This is a genomic window from Paenibacillus sp. FSL H8-0260, from assembly GCF_045040625.1.
Taxonomy (GTDB): Bacteria; Bacillota; Bacilli; order Paenibacillales; family Paenibacillaceae; genus Paenibacillus_AQ; species Paenibacillus_AQ odorifer.
Window position 1 is genome coordinate 6,571,414 of the sequence record NZ_CP150298.1, and the last position, 21,595, is coordinate 6,593,008.

Annotated in this window: 22 protein-coding genes; 7 read left to right on the forward strand and 15 right to left on the reverse strand. The window is 46.5% G+C overall.

What is annotated here, in order from left to right:
* Positions 1–200 precede the first annotated feature (200 nt).
* From MHI51_RS29190 to MHI51_RS29220, 7 genes are all read right to left on the reverse strand, one after another.
* Entirely contained in the window at positions 201–551 is a 351-nt protein-coding gene (locus tag MHI51_RS29190) for a FlxA-like family protein (RefSeq protein ID WP_076099710.1), read from the reverse strand.
* 115 nt (positions 552–666) lie between these two features.
* Positions 667–1,890, reverse strand: a complete 1,224-nt coding sequence (locus MHI51_RS29195) for a multidrug effflux MFS transporter (protein WP_405174084.1) — start codon at positions 1,888–1,890, stop codon at positions 667–669.
* Between the two features lie 164 nt (positions 1,891–2,054).
* Complete coding sequence (locus tag MHI51_RS29200; RefSeq protein WP_076124044.1) at positions 2,055–2,675, reverse strand: alpha/beta hydrolase; 621 nt, start codon at positions 2,673–2,675, stop codon at positions 2,055–2,057.
* Positions 2,672–3,622: a ring-cleaving dioxygenase gene (locus MHI51_RS29205; RefSeq protein WP_076179229.1), complete on the reverse strand. Its 951-nt coding sequence runs from the start codon at positions 3,620–3,622 to the stop codon at positions 2,672–2,674. Before MHI51_RS29205 ends, MHI51_RS29200 begins: the two co-directional genes overlap by 4 nt.
* A gap of 17 nt (positions 3,623–3,639) precedes the next feature.
* Complete coding sequence (locus MHI51_RS29210) at positions 3,640–4,041, reverse strand: DoxX family protein (RefSeq protein WP_036682076.1); 402 nt, start codon at positions 4,039–4,041, stop codon at positions 3,640–3,642.
* A gap of 115 nt (positions 4,042–4,156) precedes the next feature.
* Positions 4,157–5,005, reverse strand: a complete 849-nt coding sequence (locus MHI51_RS29215; RefSeq protein ID WP_076191707.1) for a neutral zinc metallopeptidase — start codon at positions 5,003–5,005, stop codon at positions 4,157–4,159.
* Between the two features lie 196 nt (positions 5,006–5,201).
* Positions 5,202–5,672, reverse strand: a complete 471-nt coding sequence (locus MHI51_RS29220; protein WP_036682080.1) for a MarR family winged helix-turn-helix transcriptional regulator — start codon at positions 5,670–5,672, stop codon at positions 5,202–5,204.
* Between the two features lie 281 nt (positions 5,673–5,953).
* Here MHI51_RS29220 and MHI51_RS29225 point away from each other — a divergent pair, with 281 nt between their 5' ends.
* The 3 genes from MHI51_RS29225 to MHI51_RS29235 all read left to right on the forward strand — a co-directional run bounded on the left by MHI51_RS29225 (position 5,954) and on the right by MHI51_RS29235 (position 8,479).
* Positions 5,954–6,649 carry a futalosine hydrolase gene (locus tag MHI51_RS29225; protein WP_081383981.1) on the forward strand — a complete coding sequence of 232 codons (696 nt, stop codon included), beginning with the start codon at positions 5,954–5,956 and terminating at the stop codon, positions 6,647–6,649.
* A complete protein-coding gene (locus tag MHI51_RS29230) occupies positions 6,649–7,500 on the forward strand; it encodes a 1,4-dihydroxy-6-naphthoate synthase (protein WP_076124051.1) in 852 nt (283 codons plus the stop codon). The genes MHI51_RS29225 and MHI51_RS29230 overlap by 1 nt, the downstream gene beginning before the upstream one ends.
* Before the next feature lie 157 nt (positions 7,501–7,657).
* Entirely contained in the window at positions 7,658–8,479 is an 822-nt protein-coding gene (locus MHI51_RS29235) for a class I SAM-dependent methyltransferase (protein ID WP_076124053.1), read from the forward strand.
* Positions 8,480–8,545: 66 nt separating this feature from the next.
* Here MHI51_RS29235 and MHI51_RS29240 read toward each other — a convergent pair whose 3' ends face one another.
* The 7 genes from MHI51_RS29240 to MHI51_RS29270 form a co-directional block, all read right to left on the reverse strand.
* Positions 8,546–9,526 carry an alpha/beta fold hydrolase gene (locus tag MHI51_RS29240; protein WP_076124054.1) on the reverse strand — a complete coding sequence of 327 codons (981 nt, stop codon included), beginning with the start codon at positions 9,524–9,526 and terminating at the stop codon, positions 8,546–8,548.
* Between the two features lie 225 nt (positions 9,527–9,751).
* A complete protein-coding gene (locus MHI51_RS29245; protein WP_405173439.1) occupies positions 9,752–11,119 on the reverse strand; it encodes a sensor histidine kinase in 1,368 nt (455 codons plus the stop codon).
* Positions 11,116–11,790, reverse strand: a complete 675-nt coding sequence (locus MHI51_RS29250; RefSeq protein ID WP_405173440.1) for a response regulator transcription factor — start codon at positions 11,788–11,790, stop codon at positions 11,116–11,118. The genes MHI51_RS29245 and MHI51_RS29250 overlap by 4 nt, the downstream gene beginning before the upstream one ends.
* Before the next feature lie 169 nt (positions 11,791–11,959).
* Complete coding sequence (locus MHI51_RS29255; protein ID WP_038573734.1) at positions 11,960–13,033, reverse strand: PotD/PotF family extracellular solute-binding protein; 1,074 nt, start codon at positions 13,031–13,033, stop codon at positions 11,960–11,962.
* A complete protein-coding gene (locus tag MHI51_RS29260; protein ID WP_036682094.1) occupies positions 13,030–13,863 on the reverse strand; it encodes an ABC transporter permease in 834 nt (277 codons plus the stop codon). Before MHI51_RS29260 ends, MHI51_RS29255 begins: the two co-directional genes overlap by 4 nt.
* A complete protein-coding gene (locus tag MHI51_RS29265) occupies positions 13,853–14,665 on the reverse strand; it encodes an ABC transporter permease (protein WP_036682096.1) in 813 nt (270 codons plus the stop codon). The genes MHI51_RS29260 and MHI51_RS29265 overlap by 11 nt, the downstream gene beginning before the upstream one ends.
* Entirely contained in the window at positions 14,655–15,764 is a 1,110-nt protein-coding gene (locus MHI51_RS29270) for an ABC transporter ATP-binding protein (RefSeq protein WP_036682445.1), read from the reverse strand. The genes MHI51_RS29265 and MHI51_RS29270 overlap by 11 nt, the downstream gene beginning before the upstream one ends.
* Before the next feature lie 309 nt (positions 15,765–16,073).
* Here MHI51_RS29270 and MHI51_RS29275 point away from each other — a divergent pair, with 309 nt between their 5' ends.
* A complete protein-coding gene (locus tag MHI51_RS29275) occupies positions 16,074–17,174 on the forward strand; it encodes an aromatic acid exporter family protein (RefSeq protein WP_052097383.1) in 1,101 nt (366 codons plus the stop codon).
* Between the two features lie 86 nt (positions 17,175–17,260).
* Here MHI51_RS29275 and MHI51_RS29280 read toward each other — a convergent pair whose 3' ends face one another.
* Complete coding sequence (locus MHI51_RS29280) at positions 17,261–18,151, reverse strand: DMT family transporter (protein ID WP_076276263.1); 891 nt, start codon at positions 18,149–18,151, stop codon at positions 17,261–17,263.
* Positions 18,152–18,212: 61 nt separating this feature from the next.
* Here MHI51_RS29280 and MHI51_RS29285 point away from each other — a divergent pair, with 61 nt between their 5' ends.
* From MHI51_RS29285 to MHI51_RS29295, 3 genes are read left to right on the forward strand one after another with little or no spacing between them, the layout of a single operon-like run.
* Entirely contained in the window at positions 18,213–19,121 is a 909-nt protein-coding gene (locus tag MHI51_RS29285; protein WP_305954097.1) for a LysR family transcriptional regulator, read from the forward strand.
* A 35-nt stretch (positions 19,122–19,156) separates the two neighbouring features.
* Complete coding sequence (locus MHI51_RS29290) at positions 19,157–20,131, forward strand: aldo/keto reductase (RefSeq protein WP_405173441.1); 975 nt, start codon at positions 19,157–19,159, stop codon at positions 20,129–20,131.
* 42 nt (positions 20,132–20,173) lie between these two features.
* Positions 20,174–21,565, forward strand: a complete 1,392-nt coding sequence (locus tag MHI51_RS29295) for an aldehyde dehydrogenase (protein WP_405173442.1) — start codon at positions 20,174–20,176, stop codon at positions 21,563–21,565.
* Positions 21,566–21,595 lie beyond the last annotated feature (30 nt).

Below are 21,595 nucleotides of genomic sequence, written 5' to 3' on the forward strand. Positions count from 1 at the left end.
GGATAAGCATAGTTAATATATTACGAAGCTGGACAGATCAATATGACGGAACTTTATTTTAGGGGTATCTTTCTAGTATTGGCCAACAATGTGATAAAAGAACATTTAAATTGTAGTCTAAACTTAAAAATACATAACAAAAAGGACATCCCTCACGGCAAAGGATGCCCTTTTTGTTATGTAACACGACTTAGTATGGTTTATACACGAATATCAAATCTGCCTTGGCTATTCGTTGTTGCGGTAGCGATTTCTTGCGGGCTTGCCGCAGCAAGCGCGTTGTTTGCAGGTTTGGCAGGTGCTTCTGCACTACTGCTTGCTGCGGAAGCACTGCTCTGCGACTTCTGGGAAATCTGTGCCTCGATCTGCTTGATCTGCTGCTCAATTTGTTTCGTTTTCGTTTCTTTAGTCTTCGCGTCATCCGAGCTGGCATCAATCTTGTCCAATTCGGCTTCCAGCTTCGCTTTTTGTTTCTCGAGCGCGCTGGTATCTGTAGTACTAGACGTTGAGGTAGTATACGATGTAGAACCTGAGACTGCGGATATACTCATAATCATCCCTCCCTTCCTTACCTCCAATATAATCCTTTTGCAGATAAGGAACGTTAAAACCGGCTGAAAGTTTGCTGAAAGTATTGCTCTCTTTCAAGGTTATAAGGATAAACTGTTAGGAATTGGAATTCTCCCGTCTGACCAACAGAAGATAAGACAGAATAGAGAGAACACCCGTACAGGCAATCACAATCGCCATTGGAAGGGCTGAATCTACGCCTCCAAGACCCACAAGCGGTGCTACACAGCTACCAAGCAGCAATGGGATCAGCCCTATCAAGGCCGAAGCGCTGCCTGCGGCCTCTCCTTGGTCCTGCATCGCAAGTGAGAAGCTGGTCGCTCCGACAATCCCCACACTGGAGACAACGGCGAACAGACAGATTAGAATAGGGATCAGCCCTCCCCCTACCAGGATCGTAAGCAGCAGCAAGACGCCCCCCGTTGTACAGAGCAGCAACCCGCTAAGCAGTAACTTCGTCTCACTCACCTTACCAGCTAGTCTGCCGGCGATTTGACCTGTAATAATAATCCCAATCCCGTTCACAGCAAAGATCAAACTGTATACCTGCGGAGTAACTGCAAAAATATTTTGCAAAACAAAAGATGACCCTGAGATATAAGCGAACATAGACGCTGTAACAAAACCTTGGGACAAGGCATAACCCATAAACTTGCGGTTGCCAAGTAACACCTTAAAGGTAAGCAGAGTACCCTTCAACCCACTCTTGGAGCGCCGCTCCTTCGGCAATGTCTCAGGCAAGCGCAGGAGAATCGTCAAGCAGAAGATAATTCCGGCAGCAAATAATACGAGGAATATCCCCTGCCATGTAGTCACTCTTAAGAGCTGGCCTCCAATGACTGGAGCCAAAATCGGACCCAGACCATTAACAATCATCAATAAAGAGAAAAATTTCGTTAGTTCAGAGCCACTGTACAGATCACGCACAGCCGCCCTAGAGACAACTACACCCACTGAACCAGCAAGACCTTGAATAAACCGCAAAATAATTAAAAGTCCAATCGAAGGACTAAAAGCACATAGCACTGAGGAAACGGCATAGATGAACATCCCTATAAGCAGTGGACGGCGACGTCCATATACATCACTCAGTGGTCCAGCTACTAACTGACCTGAGGCCAGTCCCAATAAAAAGAAGGTGAGACTTAGCTGCACCAAAGCAGCCGTCGTACCGAAATCGTCGACAAGTGTAGGCAGCGCCGGCAAATACATATCAATCGATAACGGCCCAATGGTTGTAATGGAGCCCAGAATAACAGCAAGTTGCAATCTCTGCTTCCTTGAGGGTCCATCTGCAGCAAGTTTATTAGCATTTTGCATTCCAATCATGATCCTTACGTCAACCTTTCTAAAGCAACCCGGGGGCCTTTTTTTGTATTCTTCATACTAACGTAAAGGAACTCAAATGATCAATCCTTTTATAAGGCCTCATTCGGGGCTAATAACTTAAAAATAACCGCCAAAAGGCGGTTATCCTAATTGTTTTATGCATTTTGAGATGTACTAAACCCCTGTAGCCAATCTTTGGCGGCTTCGGCTTCCGCCATACTCAAGCGGTGACCTTGGTTGCCCCAATGGGTTGTAACCTCAGCGCCTGCTTTCTGCAGAATCCCCTCTAGCTCCTGAGTTTCCGTAGATGTTATTAGCGGATCATTCGTACCTGCCCCAATAAAGATAGACACCCCTTCAAGAGAAGGAAGCTCCACATTGCGTAATGGCACCATCGGATGCAACAGCACTGCCGCGCGGAAAATGTCCTTATAATGAAACAGAAGGCTACCAGCAATGTTTGCACCGTTAGAGTAACCAACCGCTACCAGATTGTTGGCATCAAACCCGTATTTCTCTGCCGCTTCATCCAGAAATTGCTTAATCTCATGGGTACGGAAAACTAAGTCCGCTTCATCGAACACTCCTTCTGCCAGCCGACGGAAGAATCGTGGCATGCCATTCTCCAGCACATTGCCCCGTATACCTAGCACCGATGAATCTGGGGATAACATCTCAGCCAGCGGCAGCAAATCCTGCTCATTACCACCTGTACCATGAAACAACACTAACGTAGGTTTAGTTATATCTTTACCTTTACGGAATACATGAATCATCCCTGCTTCACCTCAATTTCTCTTACTTGAATAGGCGTTAAGTTTTCTTCGATGGCCGCGCGATGCGGCTCAAACCAGGACGGCAGCATCAACTTTTCACCCAACGCATCCGGGGCTTCATCACGGGCAAACCCTGGAGGATCTGTAGCGATTTCGAACAGGATTCCTCCTCTTTCACGGAAATAGATCGCATTAAAATACTGACGGTCTTGAACGGGTGTAGGTCTATGCCCATGACTCTGTACATGGCGCGACCATTCCAGTTGCTCTGCATTATCCTTTGCCCGCCACGCGATGTGATGAACTGTCCCTGCACCTCCCGCTCCGAGCGGAACGGGTGATGTCTTCAAATCAATAATATTACCTAGCTCCCCATTGGTTCTATAGCGAGTATATCCATCTCCGTCAGCAATATGTTCCATACCCAGCGTATGAACAAGTGTCTCGGCTGTTTGCAACGGATTGCTGCTATATAGCACAGCCCCGCCAAAACCTTTGATCGCGTATTTAGTAGGAATCCCACCAAAGGACCACTTACTGAGCGGGCCTTCCTCACGTTCCACCAGTTCAATCCGCAGACCGTCGTAATCAGCAAAAGATAAATAGGGTTCAGAGATCCGACTTCCTTTTGTAACCGAAATTCCGTATTCAGCAAGGCGTTGTTCCCAGAATTGCAGAGCACCGACCGGCACTGCGTAGATCGTTACGCCAACTTGACCACTGCCGATTCTGCCTCTACGCCCTACAGGTGAAGGGAAAAATGTAATAATCGTTCCCGGCGCACCCTGCTCATTCCCAAAGTATAAATGATAGACCTCTGGAGCATCAAAATTAATCGTTTTTTTCACGAGCCGTAGGCCCAGAATCCCGGCGTAGAAATCAACATTGCGCTGAGCGTCTCCGACAAAAGCTGTAATATGATGTATTCCTGCAGTTTGAAGTGTCATTATTATAAACTCCCTTCTTAGTTAAAAAACAATGCATCTAGAGAAATCGAACCTGGTCCCGTAAGCGCCACACCTACCGCAAATACCAAAACCGTGAGCGGAAACTCAATCCCGTTCGAAGTGGACCAGAAACCATTTGGAGCATGAACCTTAACGATTGCCCCCAGCATCGTGGCAGCGATCAACACCGCTGCAACAGGCGTTAACAGTCCGGCCGCGAACATAAATCCGCCCACCAGCTCCATAATCCCTGCTAAAATCGCCATAGTCACACCCGGTTTGATTCCGATGGACTCCATCCAGCCTCCCGTACCCTTCGGACCGTAACCTCCGAACCATCCAAATAGCTTTTGTGCGCCATGTCCTATAAAAGCAAGCCCAATCACCAATCTCATTAATAACAGTCCTACACTTATCATTTTTACCTTCCCCTATTCCTTTGATTTAATTATCTTAATGTTAAGATATTTGGTAAAAAAGAGCGCCCGGCGAACCGGAATAACCTATGGGCTGCTCTCCTCTTCCCTCTTCTATCTACAACTCGGAGGCGTTAAACGTATCGCCGCCCTTAATCGTACCCGAGTTAAAACCTTTGTAGAACCAGCGCTTTCTCTGCTCTGAGGTACCGTGAGTGAAACTATCCGGCACTGCATAGCCCTGAGCCTGCTTCTGAATCGTATCATCTCCGACGGCGCTTGCAGCTGCCAGAGCTTCCTCTAAGTCGCCTTCCTCCAGCAGATTCATACCCTGAGCATGATTGGCCCAGACACCGGCCAAATAATCAGCCTGCAGCTCAAAACGAACCTGATATTTGTTGTACTCCTTCTCACTCAACGTCTGGCGAAGGGAATCGAGCTGTTTCGAGGTGCCTAGTAATGTCTGTACATGATGTCCAACCTCATGGGCAATGACATAAGCCATGGCGAAGTCGCCCGGCGCGTGGAAGCGTTGCTGCAACTCATCATAAAAGCTCAGATCAATATATAGTTTGGCGTCGCCCGGACAGTAGAAGGGACCAACTGCCGAGGTGGCTGTTCCGCAAGCAGAGTCTACACTCCCACTGTATAGCACTAAGGTGGGGTCCGTATAGGTCATTCCCTGCTGCTGAAAAATCTCACCCCAAACCTCCTCTGTGTCGGCAAGAACTACCGATACAAACTCCGCAAGCTCTTGCTCCTCTGCGGTCTGTTCATAAGGGGCCGTTGAACTGGAGCCTGTGGAAGTCAAACTTCCCAGGATATCCCCGGCATTGCCTCCACTGAGTAATGTGATGACCAGGACAAGGATAATTCCTCCGATTCCGCCACCAATCATCTTGCCACCACCGCTCATGCCTCTGCGGTCCTCCACGTTCGAACTCCCTCTTCTTCCCTGCCATTTCATGGCCAAGCCCCCAGTCGAAATATCAGGTAATCTTAAGTAAATGGCTACCTGGCTTCGTTAAGTTAAATATCTTATTAGTGATATACCCAAAAAAGCAGGGTTTCACTTATACTTACTGGAGTTGGGAGAATGAGGATGGAGCCGAACTACTTCCAACCTTATAGAAGCGCCTAGTTATTCGTCATGTTCGCAGCGCCTATACACCTTTGCCAAGCTTTTTCATTAATTCGATAGCCTGGACTTTCTCTTCCTTATCTAATCCACCCATCAAATCATGAATTGAGGCTACATGACGAGGGAAAATCTCATCAAACAGTTCACGACCTGCATCCGTAATCTCCGCATAAGTAACGCGGCGATCCTCGCTACAGGGTACACGTTTCAGCAGTCCCTTTTTCTCCAACTTGTCGATATTATAGGTAATGCTTCCGCTCGTAACGAGAATTTTCTCCCCGATCTGTTGCAGCGGAATCCGCGTTCTATGGTAAAGTACTTCAAGCACCATGAATTCAGCCGAAGCCAAGCCATAACTCTTCATATCCTTCACCGCATGATCCATTAGGCTCTTATAAGCCTTAGATAAGACTACAAACAATTTCAGTGAGGCGGCTTGTTCTTCGTCAGGTGCACTCTCTGTATTACGCAGATTTACTTGTTTATCACTCATCAATTCCACCTCCACTTCAATCAAACTTGTATTCAATCCATTTATTTGTCTTTACATTAAATATCTTTAAGTTAAGATAACTATACGACTTCCCATCCTCCTTGTCAACCTCATCGCTAAAAAAGTTACTTCCGTCTAGAGACCGGTAAGTTTTCCTATGACACTTTACAGGGAGTGATAAAAATCACCCCAAGTTTGACCTGACCTATAAAAGGGCGTATTCTTGTCTTTACGAATGACTCTTTAGTAAGCGATTTCAATACCCTAAAGGAGGCGACCTGATGAGTTCGTTCAATCCAACCCCTACCGAAGAAGCTATGGAGGGGCAGGCTGGTGCACGACGCGTGCTGATCGTGACAGCCGTAGACGCGGAGCGTGACGCGGTCCTGCGCGGCCTGCAAGGCAGCGACAGGTTCCATGTTATCGCTGCCGGCGCAGGGCCGGCAGCGGCGGCGGCGGGAACCGCCGCGGCACTCGCAGCCGGTTCTTACGGCTGCGTATTGAGCGTCGGGATCGGCGGCGGATTCCCGGGGCTGGCGCCTTTAGGCTCGCTGGTTGTAGCCAGCGAGATGATTGCCGCCGACCTCGGGGCCGAGACGCCGGAGGGCTTCCGCAGCGCTGCCGAGCTCGGCTTCGGCAGCGTGTCCGTGCCGGCTGACCGCGGCACGGTGCAAGCGGTTTCGGCCGCGCTGGCTGCGGCCGGGTTACCCGTAAGCACGGGCACCGTGCTTACGGTCTCGACGGCGACCGGCACCGCGGAGACGGCCGCCGCCCATCTCGCGCGGCATCCCCATGCCGTCGCGGAAGCGATGGAAGGCCACGGAGTTGCCGTGGCCGCTCAGGCGCTGGGGCTCCCGGTACTGGAGCTCCGCGCCATCTCGAACCCGGTCGGTCCCCGCGACCGGGCCGCTTGGAAGATCGGTGATGCAATGGAAGCATTAACGGCGGCAGCCGCTATATTACTGGAGGTGCTGTAATGACAACTGAGCTTAATATCGCTTTTTCCCCTTGCCCTAACGATACCTTTGTATTTCATGCCTGGGCGCACGGGCTTGTCCCGAATGCACCTAAGCTGAATGTAACCTATGCCGACATTGATATTACCAATACGCTGGCTGCTGACGGAGAAGGACCAGAAGTCCTCAAAATCTCCTACGCTGCTCTGCCTTGGGTTCTGGAGCGGTACAAACTGCTGCCATGCGGCGGTGCTTTAGGACGCGGCTGCGGCCCGCTGCTGCTTACAGCAAGTGGACCCCATGCGGTCAAACGCCCAGAAAAGCTAGCCGGACGCCGGATTGCTGTACCTAGCGAACGCTCTACGGCTTATTTGCTTTTCCGATTATGGGCAGCACAAAATGTAACTGGAGGCATCGGCGAAATAGTCGTAATGCCTTTCGATGAGATTATGCCTGCCGTGCGGGATGGCCATATCGATGCAGGGCTGGTAATTCACGAAGCCCGCTTCACTTACGCCTCTTATGGTCTTAATATGCTGACTGATCTAGGCAGCTGGTGGGAAAGCGATACCGGACTGCCCATTCCTCTCGGCGCTATCATTGCCCGCCGTGATTTAGATGCCGATGCTATCACCGGCTGGATTCGCAGCTCTCTTCAGTATGCGTGGGATCATCCAACGGATTCCAGAGACTATGTGCTTAGCCATGCTCAAGAGTTGGCTCCTGAAGTGGCTAAATCCCACATCGATCTCTACGTGAATGACTTCTCGATGAATCTGGGTGAGGACGGCTATGCCGCAATCTCTGCCCTGCTTAATCGTGCTGCGGCAGAAGGACTTGTGCCTGCAATCGATCCAGCACTGCTTCGTTAGCATTTACCAGATAGTTTAACAATCCCCGGCCACACCTATAAGGTGTTCTCCGGGGATTTTATTTATTCTACGTAACCTTCCAGCCAGACATTATTTGGCTTATCGAACCAGTGATTATACAATAGACCTATAAACATGATCTATGAGGGAGGATCACATGATACCTGAAAAAAACAGCAAACAAAACATCGACCGCTTTTTGGGCTTTCAAAATGAATATGACCGCTACCGTCCCGAAGCCCCTGAGATGATTATCAAATTGCTAACAGATTACCTAGGTACCACCCCTTCACTCGTCGCAGATATAGGCTGCGGTACGGGTTTGTCTACTTTTCTCTGGAACGATGTCGCAGAACGCGTAATCGGTATCGAACCCAATCCAGATATGTTGGGAAAAGCAATCGATAAACTTAGCAGATTAGAAGCACCCCAATCAATTACTTTTGTGCAAGGCTACTCTAACCAGCTTCCGCTTGCATCAGATAGTGTAGACATAGTTACCTGCTCGCAATCATTCCACTGGATGGATCCTGAAAGTACACTGCAAGAAATCTCCCGGGTCTTAAAAAAAGGCGGAGTCTTTGCCGCCTACGATTGCGATTGGCCTTTATCTCTTCAGCAAAATGTAGAAGAACGATACAACCAGCTGATCTCCAAAACAGAAGAATTGCTGGCTTCGCTTTTACCTAATGAGGAGAGAGCACATAAATGGGACAAAGAAGGTCATTTGTCACGGATCAAAGCTAGTGGGGCCTTCTCTTTTGCCAGAGAAATCGTATTCCACAACCTAGAGTCCTGCGATGCCCAGCGATATATTGGTTTAACCCTAAGTCAAGGGGGAGTGCAAACCGTAATGAAACTAGACGCTACCTTGCTTGAGCAAGACATCGCAGATTACACCGCCGCAGTTGAACAGCATTTTAAAGGCAGAACATTAGAGGTTCTGATCAGCTACCGAATGAGAATCGGCATCAAATAATCTTCGATCACAACCAAAAAAACGCCCCGCCCCCTCATATGAGGAGTTCGGAGCGTTTTCTTCTTTTTATTTAACTTCCTCCATGAATACCCTTAGGTTCTCTACGATTTCTTTGGATTTTGAATGATGTAAGTAATGTCCGCCTTCAAATGTCATTACTTTTCCATGCACAGAATCCTTGACTTGCCCTTCATGTAGAGGAATCCAGTCTTTCACGGTAGTATTATTCGCTTGTATAAAGAAGATAATGGGAAGATTCTTGTCAAATGTTAAGCCTCTGGAGGCAACAAAGTTAGGATAAATATGTTCCATTTCATTTAAGGTAGTGGAATTGTTCATATTTTTAAGCGAAATCAATTTCATTTGTTTTTTGGTTTCATCATCAAATGGCAGTCCATCATAAGGGTCACCGCTTAATTGCAAGCCCAATCTTATAATCCCTGAATCTTTAAGCAGCTTTAATTTTTTAATTGGGAATTTAACATCCATACCGCCTTGCTCCGGAACACTACTATCAATACCCACAAAAGCACTCACTTCGTTTGGATATTTCTTCGCATATTCCAATCCGTAAATACCTCCAATCGAGTGGCCCATTAGAATGTATTGATCAATGTTAAGATTCTGAACGGCTTCATGAATTTCATTAACGATATTCTCTGTAGTTCGTTCTTTTTTCGTTTCATCACTGAGTCCATACCCAAACGGTTCAACCGCCACCACTTTGTAGAATGGTGATAACTCATCAATCAACGGCTTGAAATCAAGCGCTGGCGCTCCTGTTCCAAAGCCTGGTATGAGCACGATCGTCTGTTTACCTTCTCCTTGAATCAAAACATTCATATTTTTCCCGTCAACAGGGACTAACTGACCATAGTGCTGTATTTTTTTCTGATCTGTTTTGTTGCTGATCACATTAACTGTATAGACAACGGCTAGAAAAAGTACGACCACGATCACTATTGCTCCTAATATTTTGAGCAACAGGTTACGCAGTTTATGTTTTTTCTGTCCATTCCCCGTTTTTTTGTCCTCTTGTTGTGTCACCCTCATCTTCTCCTGTCTTTAATCTGTTTATTAAGTTCCCTTAACGTTTCGCTAATGAGATCATAACTAACAAAGATGTACCCCTCATGACGACAATATGAACTGAAAATGAACAGGTAAAAAAAATGCTACGGCAGCACAAGACAAGAAAACTTGCCTGTACTGCTGTAGCATGAAAAATTCGGGATGCATTCAAGCCCTCGCAAGGCACCGCCTGGAAGCTAATTACTCTGTCGGCGCTATAATTGGGAGGGTGACAACGATGGTCGTTCCTTGGCCGGGTTCGCTTTCCACGCGGATATCCCCTTTATGAAGCGTTACGATCTGTTTAACAATGGCAAGTCCCATCCCGCTGCCACCATATTTACGGCTGTGGGATCGATCAGCCTTAAAGAACCGTTCAAATATACGTTGCTGATCCTCAAGTGAAATCCCGATGCCAGTGTCTGTTATCCGAACGGTCACGTTGTTGATATCTTGTTTGAGGCTGACGTTAATTACACTGTTATCCTTAGAGAACTTAATGCTGTTACCAAGGAGATTGGTCCATACCTGACTTAACAGGTCATAATCAGCCAGTAGGATAATAGGCTTCAGATCAAGGTCGAAGCTGATGTTACGAGCTGACCATTGCGGCTGAATCGCTACGATTACTCTTCTTATCTGTTCGTCCAGATTGAATGTAGTTAGCCGTAGCTGCTGGGACTGCGATTCTAATAAACTCAGCTTCAGCAGGCTGTCACTCATTTTAGACATCCGTTCTGCTTCAGCGATAATAATATCCAGATAACGATTTCGCTCTTGTTCTGCAAGATCTACTCGCTTGAGCGCAATCGCATACCCAGATATTGAGGTGAGCGGAGACTGGACCTCATGCGACACATTGGATACAAACTCCTTACGCATCTGCTCAAGCTGCTGCAGATCGTGCATCATTTCTTCAAAGCTGCGAGCCAAGGTACCTAGCTCACCGGTTTGCTTAATATTCAGCTCGACGTTAAAATCACCAGCTGCTATTCTTCTGGTCGCTTTGGTTAGCTTCTTGATCGGTCTGACTAAGAACATTGCAGCTACCAGAATCAAGAGGCTTCCAGCTATCAATGAATAGAGCAAGAAATTTAATACCAAGTTCCTTCTGGCAGTGACGGAAGGGGGATTAAGCGTCTCCACAAACATCGCTTTGGTGCCGTCTTCCGTTCTCAGTTGTAAGCCTAGGAGAAGCGCAGAAATATTCCTGTTATGAGGTTGATATACTTCTCCTGCGAGAACTTTTTTTATTTCTTCCATAGTTACAGGGACCGGCTTGTGCCCATTAAGCGTTCCGTAAGATTGGAATTTACCCGCTTCATCGAAAATTCGGATGTGGTAGGAATCAAGCTGCTTCATTCCACTTACGAAAGAGTTGGCTTCACGAAATGGGAAGGTCTCGTAAACCCTGACAATATCCTGCCCAAAATGCAATAAGGGAATTCGCGTGTTCTCGTTCAGTTTATCTTCGAATACCCAAGTTGCCACAAACAAAGCAATGATTGTGCCCCCGATTACGGAGGCTAGGAAGGTCAGGACAACGCGTGTATATATAGATCTGATCATTCATGCACCTCAAGCCTGTAGCCAAGTCCACGCACCGTCTCAATACGAAAATCAGGGGTAGTCGCAAACCGTTCACGCAGGCGTTTAATATGCACGTCAATCGTCCGATCATCTCCAGCATAATCAATTCCCCAAATTTGATCGATCAACTGCTCGCGCGTATAGACTTGTCCAGGGGTTCCAGCAAGCTTGTACAGCAACTCGAACTCCTTAAGGGGTAAGGCAAATGACTCCGTACCTTTCATCACCTTATAGGTCTGCCGATCAAGGATGACATTGCCAATTTGGATCATCTGCGTGGAGCCAATCCGATATCGTTTCAGCAATGACCTAACACGAACCGTCAGCTCTAACGGATCGAAAGGTTTAGTTAAATAATCGTCCGTGCCTAATTCGAAGCCCTTCACTTTCTCCCAGGTTTCTCCTCTGGCAGTCAATATAAGTAATGGAAGATCAGGATTAGCTCTGCGGAGCTCCTTACAAAGCATCCAACCATCCATATTTGGCATCATAATATCCAGCACGACAAGATCGACATGTGTTCCAGCATATACGGCGAGCGCTTCCTTGCCATCCACAGCTTCAACTGTTTCGAATCCGTCGTTGCGGAGAAATAAACAGACAAGTTCGCGAATGTTCGCATCGTCGTCAGCAACCAGTATAGTAGGCATTCGTTTCCTCTTTTCCTGTTGTCCATTCTTACTATTATACTATATTATACTTTCGGCTAAACTGTCTGTTGTCTTGAGGTTACACGATGATCAAACCGAAAAAGAGCGCCTAACACGGTTACCCGTATGTAGACGCTCTTAATGTCGTTTCGCTTTAGCTTTAGTCAGCTTACTTCTTATTCATCTTAAACATTAGGAACAACTCATTATAATGAGCGAGCATCCGTTTGCCAAGGTTATCGTATACTTCAAGCCGGTCCGTAATTTCAGCAGGTGGATAGAAACGGGTATCCTCAGAAGTTTCCTCAGGAAGCAGCTCCAGCGCAGGAATGTTAGGCGTGGAATAACCTACATATTCTGCATTCTTAGCAGCAACGTCTGGGCGGAGCATGAAGTTGATGAACTGATGCGCTCCATCCACATTTTTCGCTGTCCGAGGGATAACCATGTTATCAAACCACTTGTTCGAGCCTTCTTCCGGCACTACATAATCCAGCTTATCATTCTCGTCCATGATCTCGGAAGCATCGCCGGACCAGACAATCCCAACCGCAGCTTCTTCATTTGCCAGCAGCATCTTGATCTCATCACCGACAATCGCCTTCACATTAGGAGACAACTTGTTGAGCTTGGTCAGTGCTTCCTGCAGATGTGCCTCTTCCTTGTCATTAACGGAATAATGCAGGCTGTTCAAAGCCATGCCCATCACTTCACGGGCTCCGTCTACCAGGAAGATGTTATTATGCAGTCTGCTGTCCCAGAGAGAATCCCAGCTGGTGAAGTCCATGCCCTTGGTCATTTCCGGATTGAAAATAATCCCGACGGTCCCCCAGAAATAAGGCACAGAATATTTGTTACCCGGATCAAACGAGAGGTCCATAAAGCGTGAATCAATATTCTTTAGATTCGAAATCTTGCTATGATCCAGCGGAATGAGCAGATCTTCTTCTTTCATCTTAGCAATGGCATAATCCGAAGGGATTACAACATCAAAGGTAGTTCCACCCTGCTCAACCTTGGTCAACATAGCTTCATTGGAATCGAAGGTTTGATAAATGACTGTTAAGCCGGTCTCTTTTTCAAATTCCTTCAATAGATCGGGATCAACATAGTCGCCCCAGTTATAGATAGTCAGTGTGTTCCCACCTGAATAACCCTCTCTCGAATTCATCCAAGAGCCCAAGTACATGAGCGCAAATGCCGTGATAAGGATCGCCAGAAAAGCATTTATCAGCTGTTTCATCTAGGCACCCCCGCTTCTGCAACAGGCTCCGCCACAGCTTCTGCTGTGTTATGGCGATTTTTCTTAAGGGTCAGGAAGTAATAACCCACCACGAGCAGAATGGTGAACAGGAAGATCAGCGTCGACAGCGCATTAATCGATAGCGACACCCCTTGCCGGGCTCTAGAGTATATCTCAACCGATAACGTCGAATAACCGTTGCCTGTTACGAAGAACGTAACCGCAAAGTCATCCAGTGAATACGTAAGCGCCATAAAAAATCCGCTGAATATCCCTGGTTTAATAATCGGCAAAATTACTTTAGTCAGCACATCCTTACGGCTTGCCCCAAGATCACGGGCTGCATCCGTTAATGTAGGGCTCATTTCCTGTAGATGCGGCAAAATCATCAATACGGCAATCGGCACACTGAATGCAACGTGTGAGAGCAGAACAGATGCGAAACCCAGCTTGATGCCAGCAATGGTGAACAGGATAAGGAACGAAGCACCAATAATGACATCTGGACTGACGATCAGCACGTTATTCAGAGACAGCAAGGTGTTCTTGGCGCGGCGATTCTGCACACTTTTAATGGCCAGCGCACCAATAATAGCGATAAGGGTCGCAATAGCCGAGGATAGCAGCGCGATCACAAGCGTATTGATTACGATGATGATCAGGCGCTTATCTTGGACCACCTCACGGTAGTAATCCAGCGTGAAGCCCTCGAACTTATGCATCGTCCCCCCACTGTTGAACGAATAATACATTAAATAGAAGATAGGAGCATACAGAACAATGAACACCAGAACTAGGTAGAGGTTAGAGAATCCATTTTTATTTCTCATTCCGCGCCCCTTTCCGCGATCCGCCTGTGATAATCATAAACAGCGCCATAATGGCAATCAGAAACACTGCAACTGTAGAACCCATGCCCCAGTCCTGAGTGACCAGGAAATGCTGCTCGATTGCGGTGCCCAGCGTAATGACCCTGTTGCCTGCAATCAGACGGGTGATCATAAACAGGGACAGCGCAGGTATGAATACTGCCATACAGCCTGAGCGTACTCCCGAAATGGTCAGCGGAAAAATAACACGTCTAAACGTGGTCCAGCCCGAAGCCCCTAAATCACGTGCCGCATCCAGCAAGGATAAATTCAAATCCTCCAAAGCGCTGTATATCGGCAGGATCATAAACGGAATAAAAATATAGACAGATACAAATACAAAACTGAAGCCCGTAAACAAAATTTGCTGTTCTCCGATTCCAAGCAGATCAAAGAAATTATTAATCGGACCAAATGTACCGAATATCCCTATAAAAGCGTAGGTTTTTAGCAGCAAATTAATCCATGTCGGCAAAATAATCAGCAATAACCACAGCTGCTTATGTTTGGTTCTCGTCAACAGATAAGCCGCCGGATAGGCAACCAACAAAGAGAATGCTGTAATCAGAAACGCGTACCAGAACGAGGTCAGCGTCATTTTTAAATATACAGGGGTGAAGAAACTGACGTAATTATCCAGAGTAATATGGCCATCCAAATCAAATAACGAATAATAGATGACAAGCACTACCGGTGCAATTACAAACAATGCGATCCAGAGGTAATAAGGGATGAGATAGTACGATTTGCCCTTATTCTTCATGACTCTCCACCTCGCCATAAGCTTCCAGACGTCTGTCGAATTCTTCCTCCGTTTCACCGAAACGCATAACATGAATCGCTTCCGGATCAAAATAAAGGCCAATTTCACTGCCTACAGTCGCCTTACGTGTAGAATGCACAAGCCATTCATGCCCGGATTCATCATAACAGCTGATTTCATAATGCACGCCCCGGAATAGCTGGGAATCAACCCGCACACGTAGTTTACCCTGTTCCAGCGTAGAAATTTCCAAATCCTCAGGACGAATAACAATCTCTACGGATTCATTCGGTTTGAGCCCGGCATCGAAACATTCGAAGCGGCGGCCGTTAAACTCCACCAGATAATCCTCGATCATAACTCCCGGCACAATGTTCGATTCGCCAATAAAATCCGCCACAAAACGGTTAATCGGCTCATCATAAATATCGTTAGGGGTGCCGCTTTGCTCGATTTTTCCTTTATTCATGACAAAAATCCAGTCGGACATCGCGAGTGCCTCTTCCTGGTCATGCGTTACAAAAATAAAGGTAATGCCTAACCGCTGCTGCATTTCCCGCAGTATGTACTGCATCTCCGTGCGCAGCTTGAGATCTAGCGCCGATAGAGGCTCGTCCAGCAGTAGAACCTGTGGCTCATTCACAATCGCCCGGGCAATGGCAACCCGCTGGCGCTGACCGCCGGACATTTCATTAATCGCACGCTGCTCATAACCCACAAGGTTAACGAAGCTTAGCGCTTCCTGCACCTTCTTCGTGATAACATCCTTCTTAAGCTTCTTAATGCGCAGTCCGAAAGCCACATTCTCGAATACGTTCAGGTGTGGAAACAATGCGTAATCCTGAAATACCGTATTGACCTGCCGCTCATTGGCGGGAATGTGGTTAATTACTTTTCCATTTAAATAAATAGAACCGCTCGTTGGCTCAGCGAACCCGGCGATCAATCGAAGAATAGTCGTTTTACCACAGCCAGATGGACCAAGTAGTGTATAGAATTTGCCGCGCTCTATCTCAAAGCTGACTCCTTTTAACACCGGATCTTCGTCGTCATATTGCTTAGTAACTTCTTCAAATGAAATGATGGTACCTTCCTGAATAGCTATAGCTAACAACCTCCCTTACCTTAGTAATACAATACTATTTTACCCGCATCTTGCGGAGAACAATCGAAATGAGTATGCTCAGCGCTAATAAGCGACAATTTTCCCTCTCCTTCGACGCTCCAATAGATATAGCATATTAGATTGTACCATTATATGCGATAGCTTACATTGTTAAATGCTAAGCATAAACTTAACAAGTTTGTAAAAAGTCCAGTCTTCCCTGCCCTTTTTGAGGTGCTATAATGAAAACGAACTGAAAAGCCAGTGTGGTTTTCTTATTTTTGCGAAAGAAGATGAATGATAATGAACGAGGGGTTACTAGACCGCCTTGAAAAATATGGATTCTCGCTTTACATGATACGAATTACGCTTGCCGCATCACTATCCTGGGTAGCCGTACACAGTTTATATGGTGACCAATATTTATACTTTGCACCGCTTGCAGCCATTCTAATTACTCAAGCCAGTGTGAAGGCTTCACTTGAAAAAGGAATCTACCGCCTAATCGGCATTATTATCGGCGGAATTGTCAGCCTGATTGTAGGCCAATTCTTCGATGTAGGTGCATTTTCCATTCTGCTAATTCTGCTCATCGGGATTGGAATTGCCACAGCCTGTCGGATGAATATCCAAGCGGTTTCGCAGGTGGGGGTAACCTCGGTTCTGGCCCTTACCTTTTATCACAATGATTACGTGCTGTGGAGAGTCGCCGAAACCTTTATTGGTGTGCTCATTGCCTTGATCATCAATATGATTATCGTTCCACCGAACAGGTTCGTCAAGGTAAAAGCATTGGCACTCGATGGAAGCCTTCTACTTTCGGATGCTTTAAAAGGTCTCGTAGGCATAAGAAGAGATTCATCAAAGGATAATAATATGCTGGAGCAAGCAGGTAAACTGCTGTCTGCCAGCAATCAACAACAGAAGGAAATGTTCTATACCATTGCTCACTATCAGTGTCGTGGTGATCTAAAGGGACTTATACAAGCCACAGCACATCTAAAGACCATTCATTCCTATGTTAAAGAAATTGCCGACGATATTTGCTTGCTGCCAGCACATCATGCCAATTCTGACTGGATGCTGGAAGTGCTGGAGGCAACAGCCGATTGTATAGCTGTTTATGGTACCAAGACCTTATCCAAGGCTGAATGCCAACGTTCACTTACAGATTGTCTGCATCGTGCCCGCGACTTGCAGGCGGCCAGCTTCTCTGAACTGCAAGGACGGTGCTCACTGTCATCTGTTCGTGATCTAGGAGCGCTCTTCAGTCACTTAAACCGGGTACTCGAAGAAGTGGAACGTGCTAGTTCTGCTACTTACGTAGTTGCAGCTCGGCCTTCAACAGCTGAAATCACACGCGCTATACGCTTAATTAAAAAAGGACTCTCCCAGAAGCTCTAAGCTTGGGAGTGTCCTTTTTTTATGTTCAATCCCTATTAGACATAATGCCCTTTAGCACGATTGGTTACTACAACCATCCAACAAATTTAACTGACTGATTGTTTGGCAGCACGCCCTATCTTCACATTTACCAGTACAATACTGCTGACAATCAGCAATAATCCGATCACAAGGTTTATGGTAATCTGCTCTTTCAAAAAAACTACGCTGGTTGCTATCGAGATCAGGGGGATCAAGAAGGTGAATGAACCTACTTTTCCTGCTTCTCCTTCGTTAATCAGCTTGAAATAAATTAGCCAGCCCAGAGCAATAACAAAGATTGCGATAAACAAGGTATCCACAATAAAGGTTCCACTCCAGGTGATATCCGACCATTTCTCCGTAGCTGATCCCGAAAGTAGCAGAATGATGCCACCGATCGTGATTTGCATAGCCGTCATCCACAGCATATCCACACGTACAGCATTCCGTTTCATATATATTGTTCCTAATGCCCAGCTTAAGGCACTGGCTAAAGCCAACACAATTCCCCATATGGAGATACTCCCATTAATTCCGCCGATACTAAGAGAGGCTACCCCGAGAAAGCCAAGCAGCAAACCAGCCATTTTAAGCCCGTACATGCTCTCACCTAACCACAGCCAAGAAAAAACACCTAGCAATACAGGCTGCAAAAATACAATCGATGAGAACAATCCCGCCGGAACATACTGCAAGCCAATCGTCTGAAATCCATAATAGAACACAATACTAAGTACCGCCGAGATCAGATAGATCGGCCAGAGCTGCTTGAAGCGAAGCTCCTTCACCTTGGGCAGTGCAATTAGAATCAGAATAATACCGCCTACGACGGTTCGAATACCTGCAAATAATAGAGGTGGAGCATAGTCTAAGGCGATTTTGGATATAGGCCAATTAATGCCCCATACAATCACCAAAAAAATAAGAAGGATCATACTTTTCTTCTGCTGATTCATTTGTTCACTTCCTTGGTGTAGATTCATCACAAATGATACAATAAACAAGAGCATAAATGAAATGAATAATAATCATAAGGGGCATATCATATTTGTTATGAACAATACTCAAATTCGTTTATTCGTCAAAATCGCCGAAAGCGGCAGCTTTACTAAAGCTGGTGTAGAACTGAATATGACACAGCCTGCGGTCAGCCGGGCGATCTCGTCCCTCGAAGCCGAATTAGACGTAAAGCTCTTGCTTCGAGACCGGCGTAATGGCCTGATGCTTACGGATATCGGCAAACGTATTCTTGTTATTTTCCGTGAAATTCTAATGGGCTTTGATAAGGTCAATCAGGAGATTTACGCGGAGAGAGGTCTTGAAAAAGGAAGTATCCGCATTGGAGCTTTCCCTGTGGCAGCGGCTCATTTTCTACCGAAGATTATTAGCTCTATCACTAAAAAATATCCAAATATTACAATTAGCTTACAGGAGGGTTCTATCGCTGAAGTCAGAGAATGGCTGGATTCAAAAGAAATTGATGTTGGCTTATTGCTCGCTCCCAGTGCAGAATTCGAAACCATTCCATTATATAGAGAGAAATTGTTTGCCGTTTTTAGAGATGACCATCCCCTGCAAAAGCGATCCATTGTATGTGTGCAGGAATTAGCGAACGAGCCCATGTTGATTTGCAAAGCAGGATATGAACCGCCCGTTGTAGAGCTATTCCGCAGAAGTAATAGCCATCTGAATGTGAAATATGTGGTTAATAACTTTGCAACAGCTCTTAATATGGTTCAGGAGGGACTGGCGATCGGCGTGATGTCTGAGCTGTCCTTGTTATCTCTGCCTCCAAATGTGGTTACCCGTGAGCTGCAGCCGGATGCTTATAGAGATATCCAAATTGCGGTCAGCTCGCTTGCCGACACTTCAATTGCTGTAAAGCTCTTCATTGAGACAGCGCTGGATCTTTTTACTCAAAAATGAATGGATAAATTAATAGACGATAAGGAGTGCTGAGGATGAACTTTAAGAGATTAGGAAATAGCGGATTACAGGTATCCGCATTAGGACTGGGAACGAACGCTTTCGGCAAACGTGCGGATCAAGAGACCTCCATTCAGATTGTACATGCTGCGCTTGATCAGGGAATTAATTTCATAGACACTGCTAATATTTACGCTGGCTCAGAATCCGAGCGAATCATCGGTCTGGCCTTGGAAGGTAGGAGACATGAGACTGTTCTAGCAACTAAAGCAGGTTTAGTTAAAAATGAGGGTCCCAACGGCAGCGGCTCCTCCCGTCGCCATTTGCTGCAGGAGCTTGAAGATAGCCTTCGCCGCCTTAAGACGGACTATATCGATCTATACCAGATTCATACCTTTGATCCCTATACTCCGCTTGAAGAAACCTTACGAACCTTGGACGATATGGTATCCTCGGGGAAAGTCCGTTATATCGGGGCCTCCAACTATACAGCATGGCAATTAATGAAGGCGATTGGGATTAGTGAAGCACGCAACTTCACCAAGTACACTTCAATTCAGTGCAGCTACTCCTTAGCAGACCGGACACCGGAGAATGAGCTCCTTTCGCTCTGCCTGGATCAAGGTGTAGGGATCATTCCATACTTTCCACTAGCTGGTGGGATTCTCACAGGCAAATATAATACAAGCGACTCAGCGCCATCGGGGTCCAGAGCAGATACCGATCCTAATTTCAAAAGATTCCTTGATGCTGACCGGATCAAGCTCGGAAGCCAAGTGAGTCAAATTGCTGAGGAAATGGAAACCTCATCTACCGCGCTCTCCTTAGCTTGGCTTATGAATCGGCCTGCCGTCTCGACGGTTATTGTCGGGGCTACACGTGTGGAACAGCTGGAACAAAATTTGCTTAGTACCTCGCTTGTACTTAATGAAGAAACTTCGGCCAAGCTGGATGAAGCCAGTGATTCCTTCCGTTATCGCGAGCCGTTCGCTTTTTACCGGCTCCCATAGAGTCGTATGCTCTAACTTCTTACAAGGATGGAGGAAAGATTAATGACAACCTATACAGCTGACGGCATTCAAGGAATGCTTGAAGAGCATAAGGATTTTTTTAATAGCGGCGTAACTAAAGAGGTTTCTTTTCGTCTCCAGCAGCTGCTCAAGCTTAAGAATATTATTAAACAATACGAAGGACGTATCATCACCGCACTACAACAGGATTTAGGAAAAGGTGAGTTCGAAGCCTATGCCACAGAAATCGGCTTTACGCTGGACAGTATCGGCTACATGATGAAACATCTTAAGCGTTGGGCGAAGCCTAAAAAGGTTCGATCGCCGCTGCACTTATTTCCTGCAAAAAGTTATATTTTAAGTGAGCCTTACGGCACAACGCTCATTATTGGCCCGTTTAATTATCCATTTCAGTTGCTAATTGAGCCCCTGATCGGCGCCATTGCCGCTGGTAACTGCGCTGTCCTCAAGCCATCTGAGAGCACACCTGCCATCTCGTCCGTGGTTGAGCAGCTTATTCAGGAGACCTTCGAGCCGCAGTATATCCGCGTAATTCAAGGGGAAAAAGAGACCACTAATTTGCTGATCCACGCCAAGTTTGATTATATTTTCTTTACGGGCAGTGTGCCTGTCGGCAAAATCGTAATGGAAGCGGCAGCGAAAAATTTAGTGCCTGTAACCTTGGAGCTTGGCGGGAAAAGTCCGGTTATTGTTGATAAGACCGCTAATCTTGATGTTGCAGCGAAACGGATTGTCTGGGGCAAGCTGCTGAACGCGGGCCAAACCTGTATCGCACCGGATTATCTATGGGTCCACAAGGATATTGCCAAAGAATTGATCACCAAAATCAAACATCACATCACTGAGTTCTACGGTCAGGATGCACAGCCTAATACAGATTACGGCCGGATCGTGAATGATCGCCAGCTGCAAAGACTTGCCGACCTCATTGCGCGTGATCAGAGCAAGGTGATTATGGGCGGCACCATCGTGCCAGAAGAACGTTATATTGAGCCTACTTTAATCTATCCTGCCACTTGGACGGATGCTGCTATGGAAGATGAGATCTTCGGTCCGATCCTCCCAATATTGGAATATCATCAATTGGATGAGGCCATTCAGAGCATTAATGAACATCCAAAGCCACTGGCACTATACCTATTTACGGAGGATAAGAGTGTAGAACAAGAGGTGCTGTCCCGGGTCTCATTCGGGGGAGGGTGTATCAATGATACGATCTCACATGTGGCGAGCACTTATCTTCCGTTTGGTGGAGTAGGAAACTCTGGAATCGGGGGTTATCACGGGAAGTATAGCTTTGAGGTCTTCTCCCATCGTAAAAGCATCGTCAAGCGAGGCACACGGATCGACCTCGGAATCGTGTATCCTCCTTATGGCAATAAAGTGAAGCTGGTTCGAAAAGTAATGAAATAAACAAAGCAGCAAACCTCCCATGATCGGGAG

Coding starts and splice junctions, on each gene's coding strand:
- MHI51_RS29280 (WP_076276263.1), bottom strand. CDS start 18,151: ATGAATCAGCAGAAGAAAAGTATGATCCTTCTTATTTTTTTGGTGATT.
- MHI51_RS29195 (WP_405174084.1), bottom strand. CDS start 1,890: ATGCAAAATGCTAATAAACTTGCTGCAGATGGACCCTCAAGGAAGCAG.
- MHI51_RS29275 (WP_052097383.1), top strand. CDS start 16,074: ATGAACGAGGGGTTACTAGACCGCCTTGAAAAATATGGATTCTCGCTT.
- MHI51_RS29225 (WP_081383981.1), top strand. CDS start 5,954: ATGAGTTCGTTCAATCCAACCCCTACCGAAGAAGCTATGGAGGGGCAG.
- MHI51_RS29285 (WP_305954097.1), top strand. CDS start 18,213: ATGAATAATAATCATAAGGGGCATATCATATTTGTTATGAACAATACT.
- MHI51_RS29250 (WP_405173440.1), bottom strand. CDS start 11,790: ATGCCTACTATACTGGTTGCTGACGACGATGCGAACATTCGCGAACTT.
- MHI51_RS29215 (WP_076191707.1), bottom strand. CDS start 5,005: ATGAAATGGCAGGGAAGAAGAGGGAGTTCGAACGTGGAGGACCGCAGA.
- MHI51_RS29235 (WP_076124053.1), top strand. CDS start 7,658: ATGATACCTGAAAAAAACAGCAAACAAAACATCGACCGCTTTTTGGGC.
- MHI51_RS29265 (WP_036682096.1), bottom strand. CDS start 14,665: ATGAAGAATAAGGGCAAATCGTACTATCTCATCCCTTATTACCTCTGG.
- MHI51_RS29290 (WP_405173441.1), top strand. CDS start 19,157: ATGAACTTTAAGAGATTAGGAAATAGCGGATTACAGGTATCCGCATTA.
- MHI51_RS29210 (WP_036682076.1), bottom strand. CDS start 4,041: ATGATAAGTGTAGGACTGTTATTAATGAGATTGGTGATTGGGCTTGCT.
- MHI51_RS29220 (WP_036682080.1), bottom strand. CDS start 5,672: ATGAGTGATAAACAAGTAAATCTGCGTAATACAGAGAGTGCACCTGAC.
- MHI51_RS29260 (WP_036682094.1), bottom strand. CDS start 13,863: ATGAGAAATAAAAATGGATTCTCTAACCTCTACCTAGTTCTGGTGTTC.
- MHI51_RS29190 (WP_076099710.1), bottom strand. CDS start 551: ATGAGTATATCCGCAGTCTCAGGTTCTACATCGTATACTACCTCAACG.
- MHI51_RS29205 (WP_076179229.1), bottom strand. CDS start 3,622: ATGACACTTCAAACTGCAGGAATACATCATATTACAGCTTTTGTCGGA.
- MHI51_RS29200 (WP_076124044.1), bottom strand. CDS start 2,675: ATGATTCATGTATTCCGTAAAGGTAAAGATATAACTAAACCTACGTTA.
- MHI51_RS29295 (WP_405173442.1), top strand. CDS start 20,174: ATGACAACCTATACAGCTGACGGCATTCAAGGAATGCTTGAAGAGCAT.
- MHI51_RS29255 (WP_038573734.1), bottom strand. CDS start 13,033: ATGAAACAGCTGATAAATGCTTTTCTGGCGATCCTTATCACGGCATTT.
- MHI51_RS29245 (WP_405173439.1), bottom strand. CDS start 11,119: ATGATCAGATCTATATATACACGCGTTGTCCTGACCTTCCTAGCCTCC.
- MHI51_RS29230 (WP_076124051.1), top strand. CDS start 6,649: ATGACAACTGAGCTTAATATCGCTTTTTCCCCTTGCCCTAACGATACC.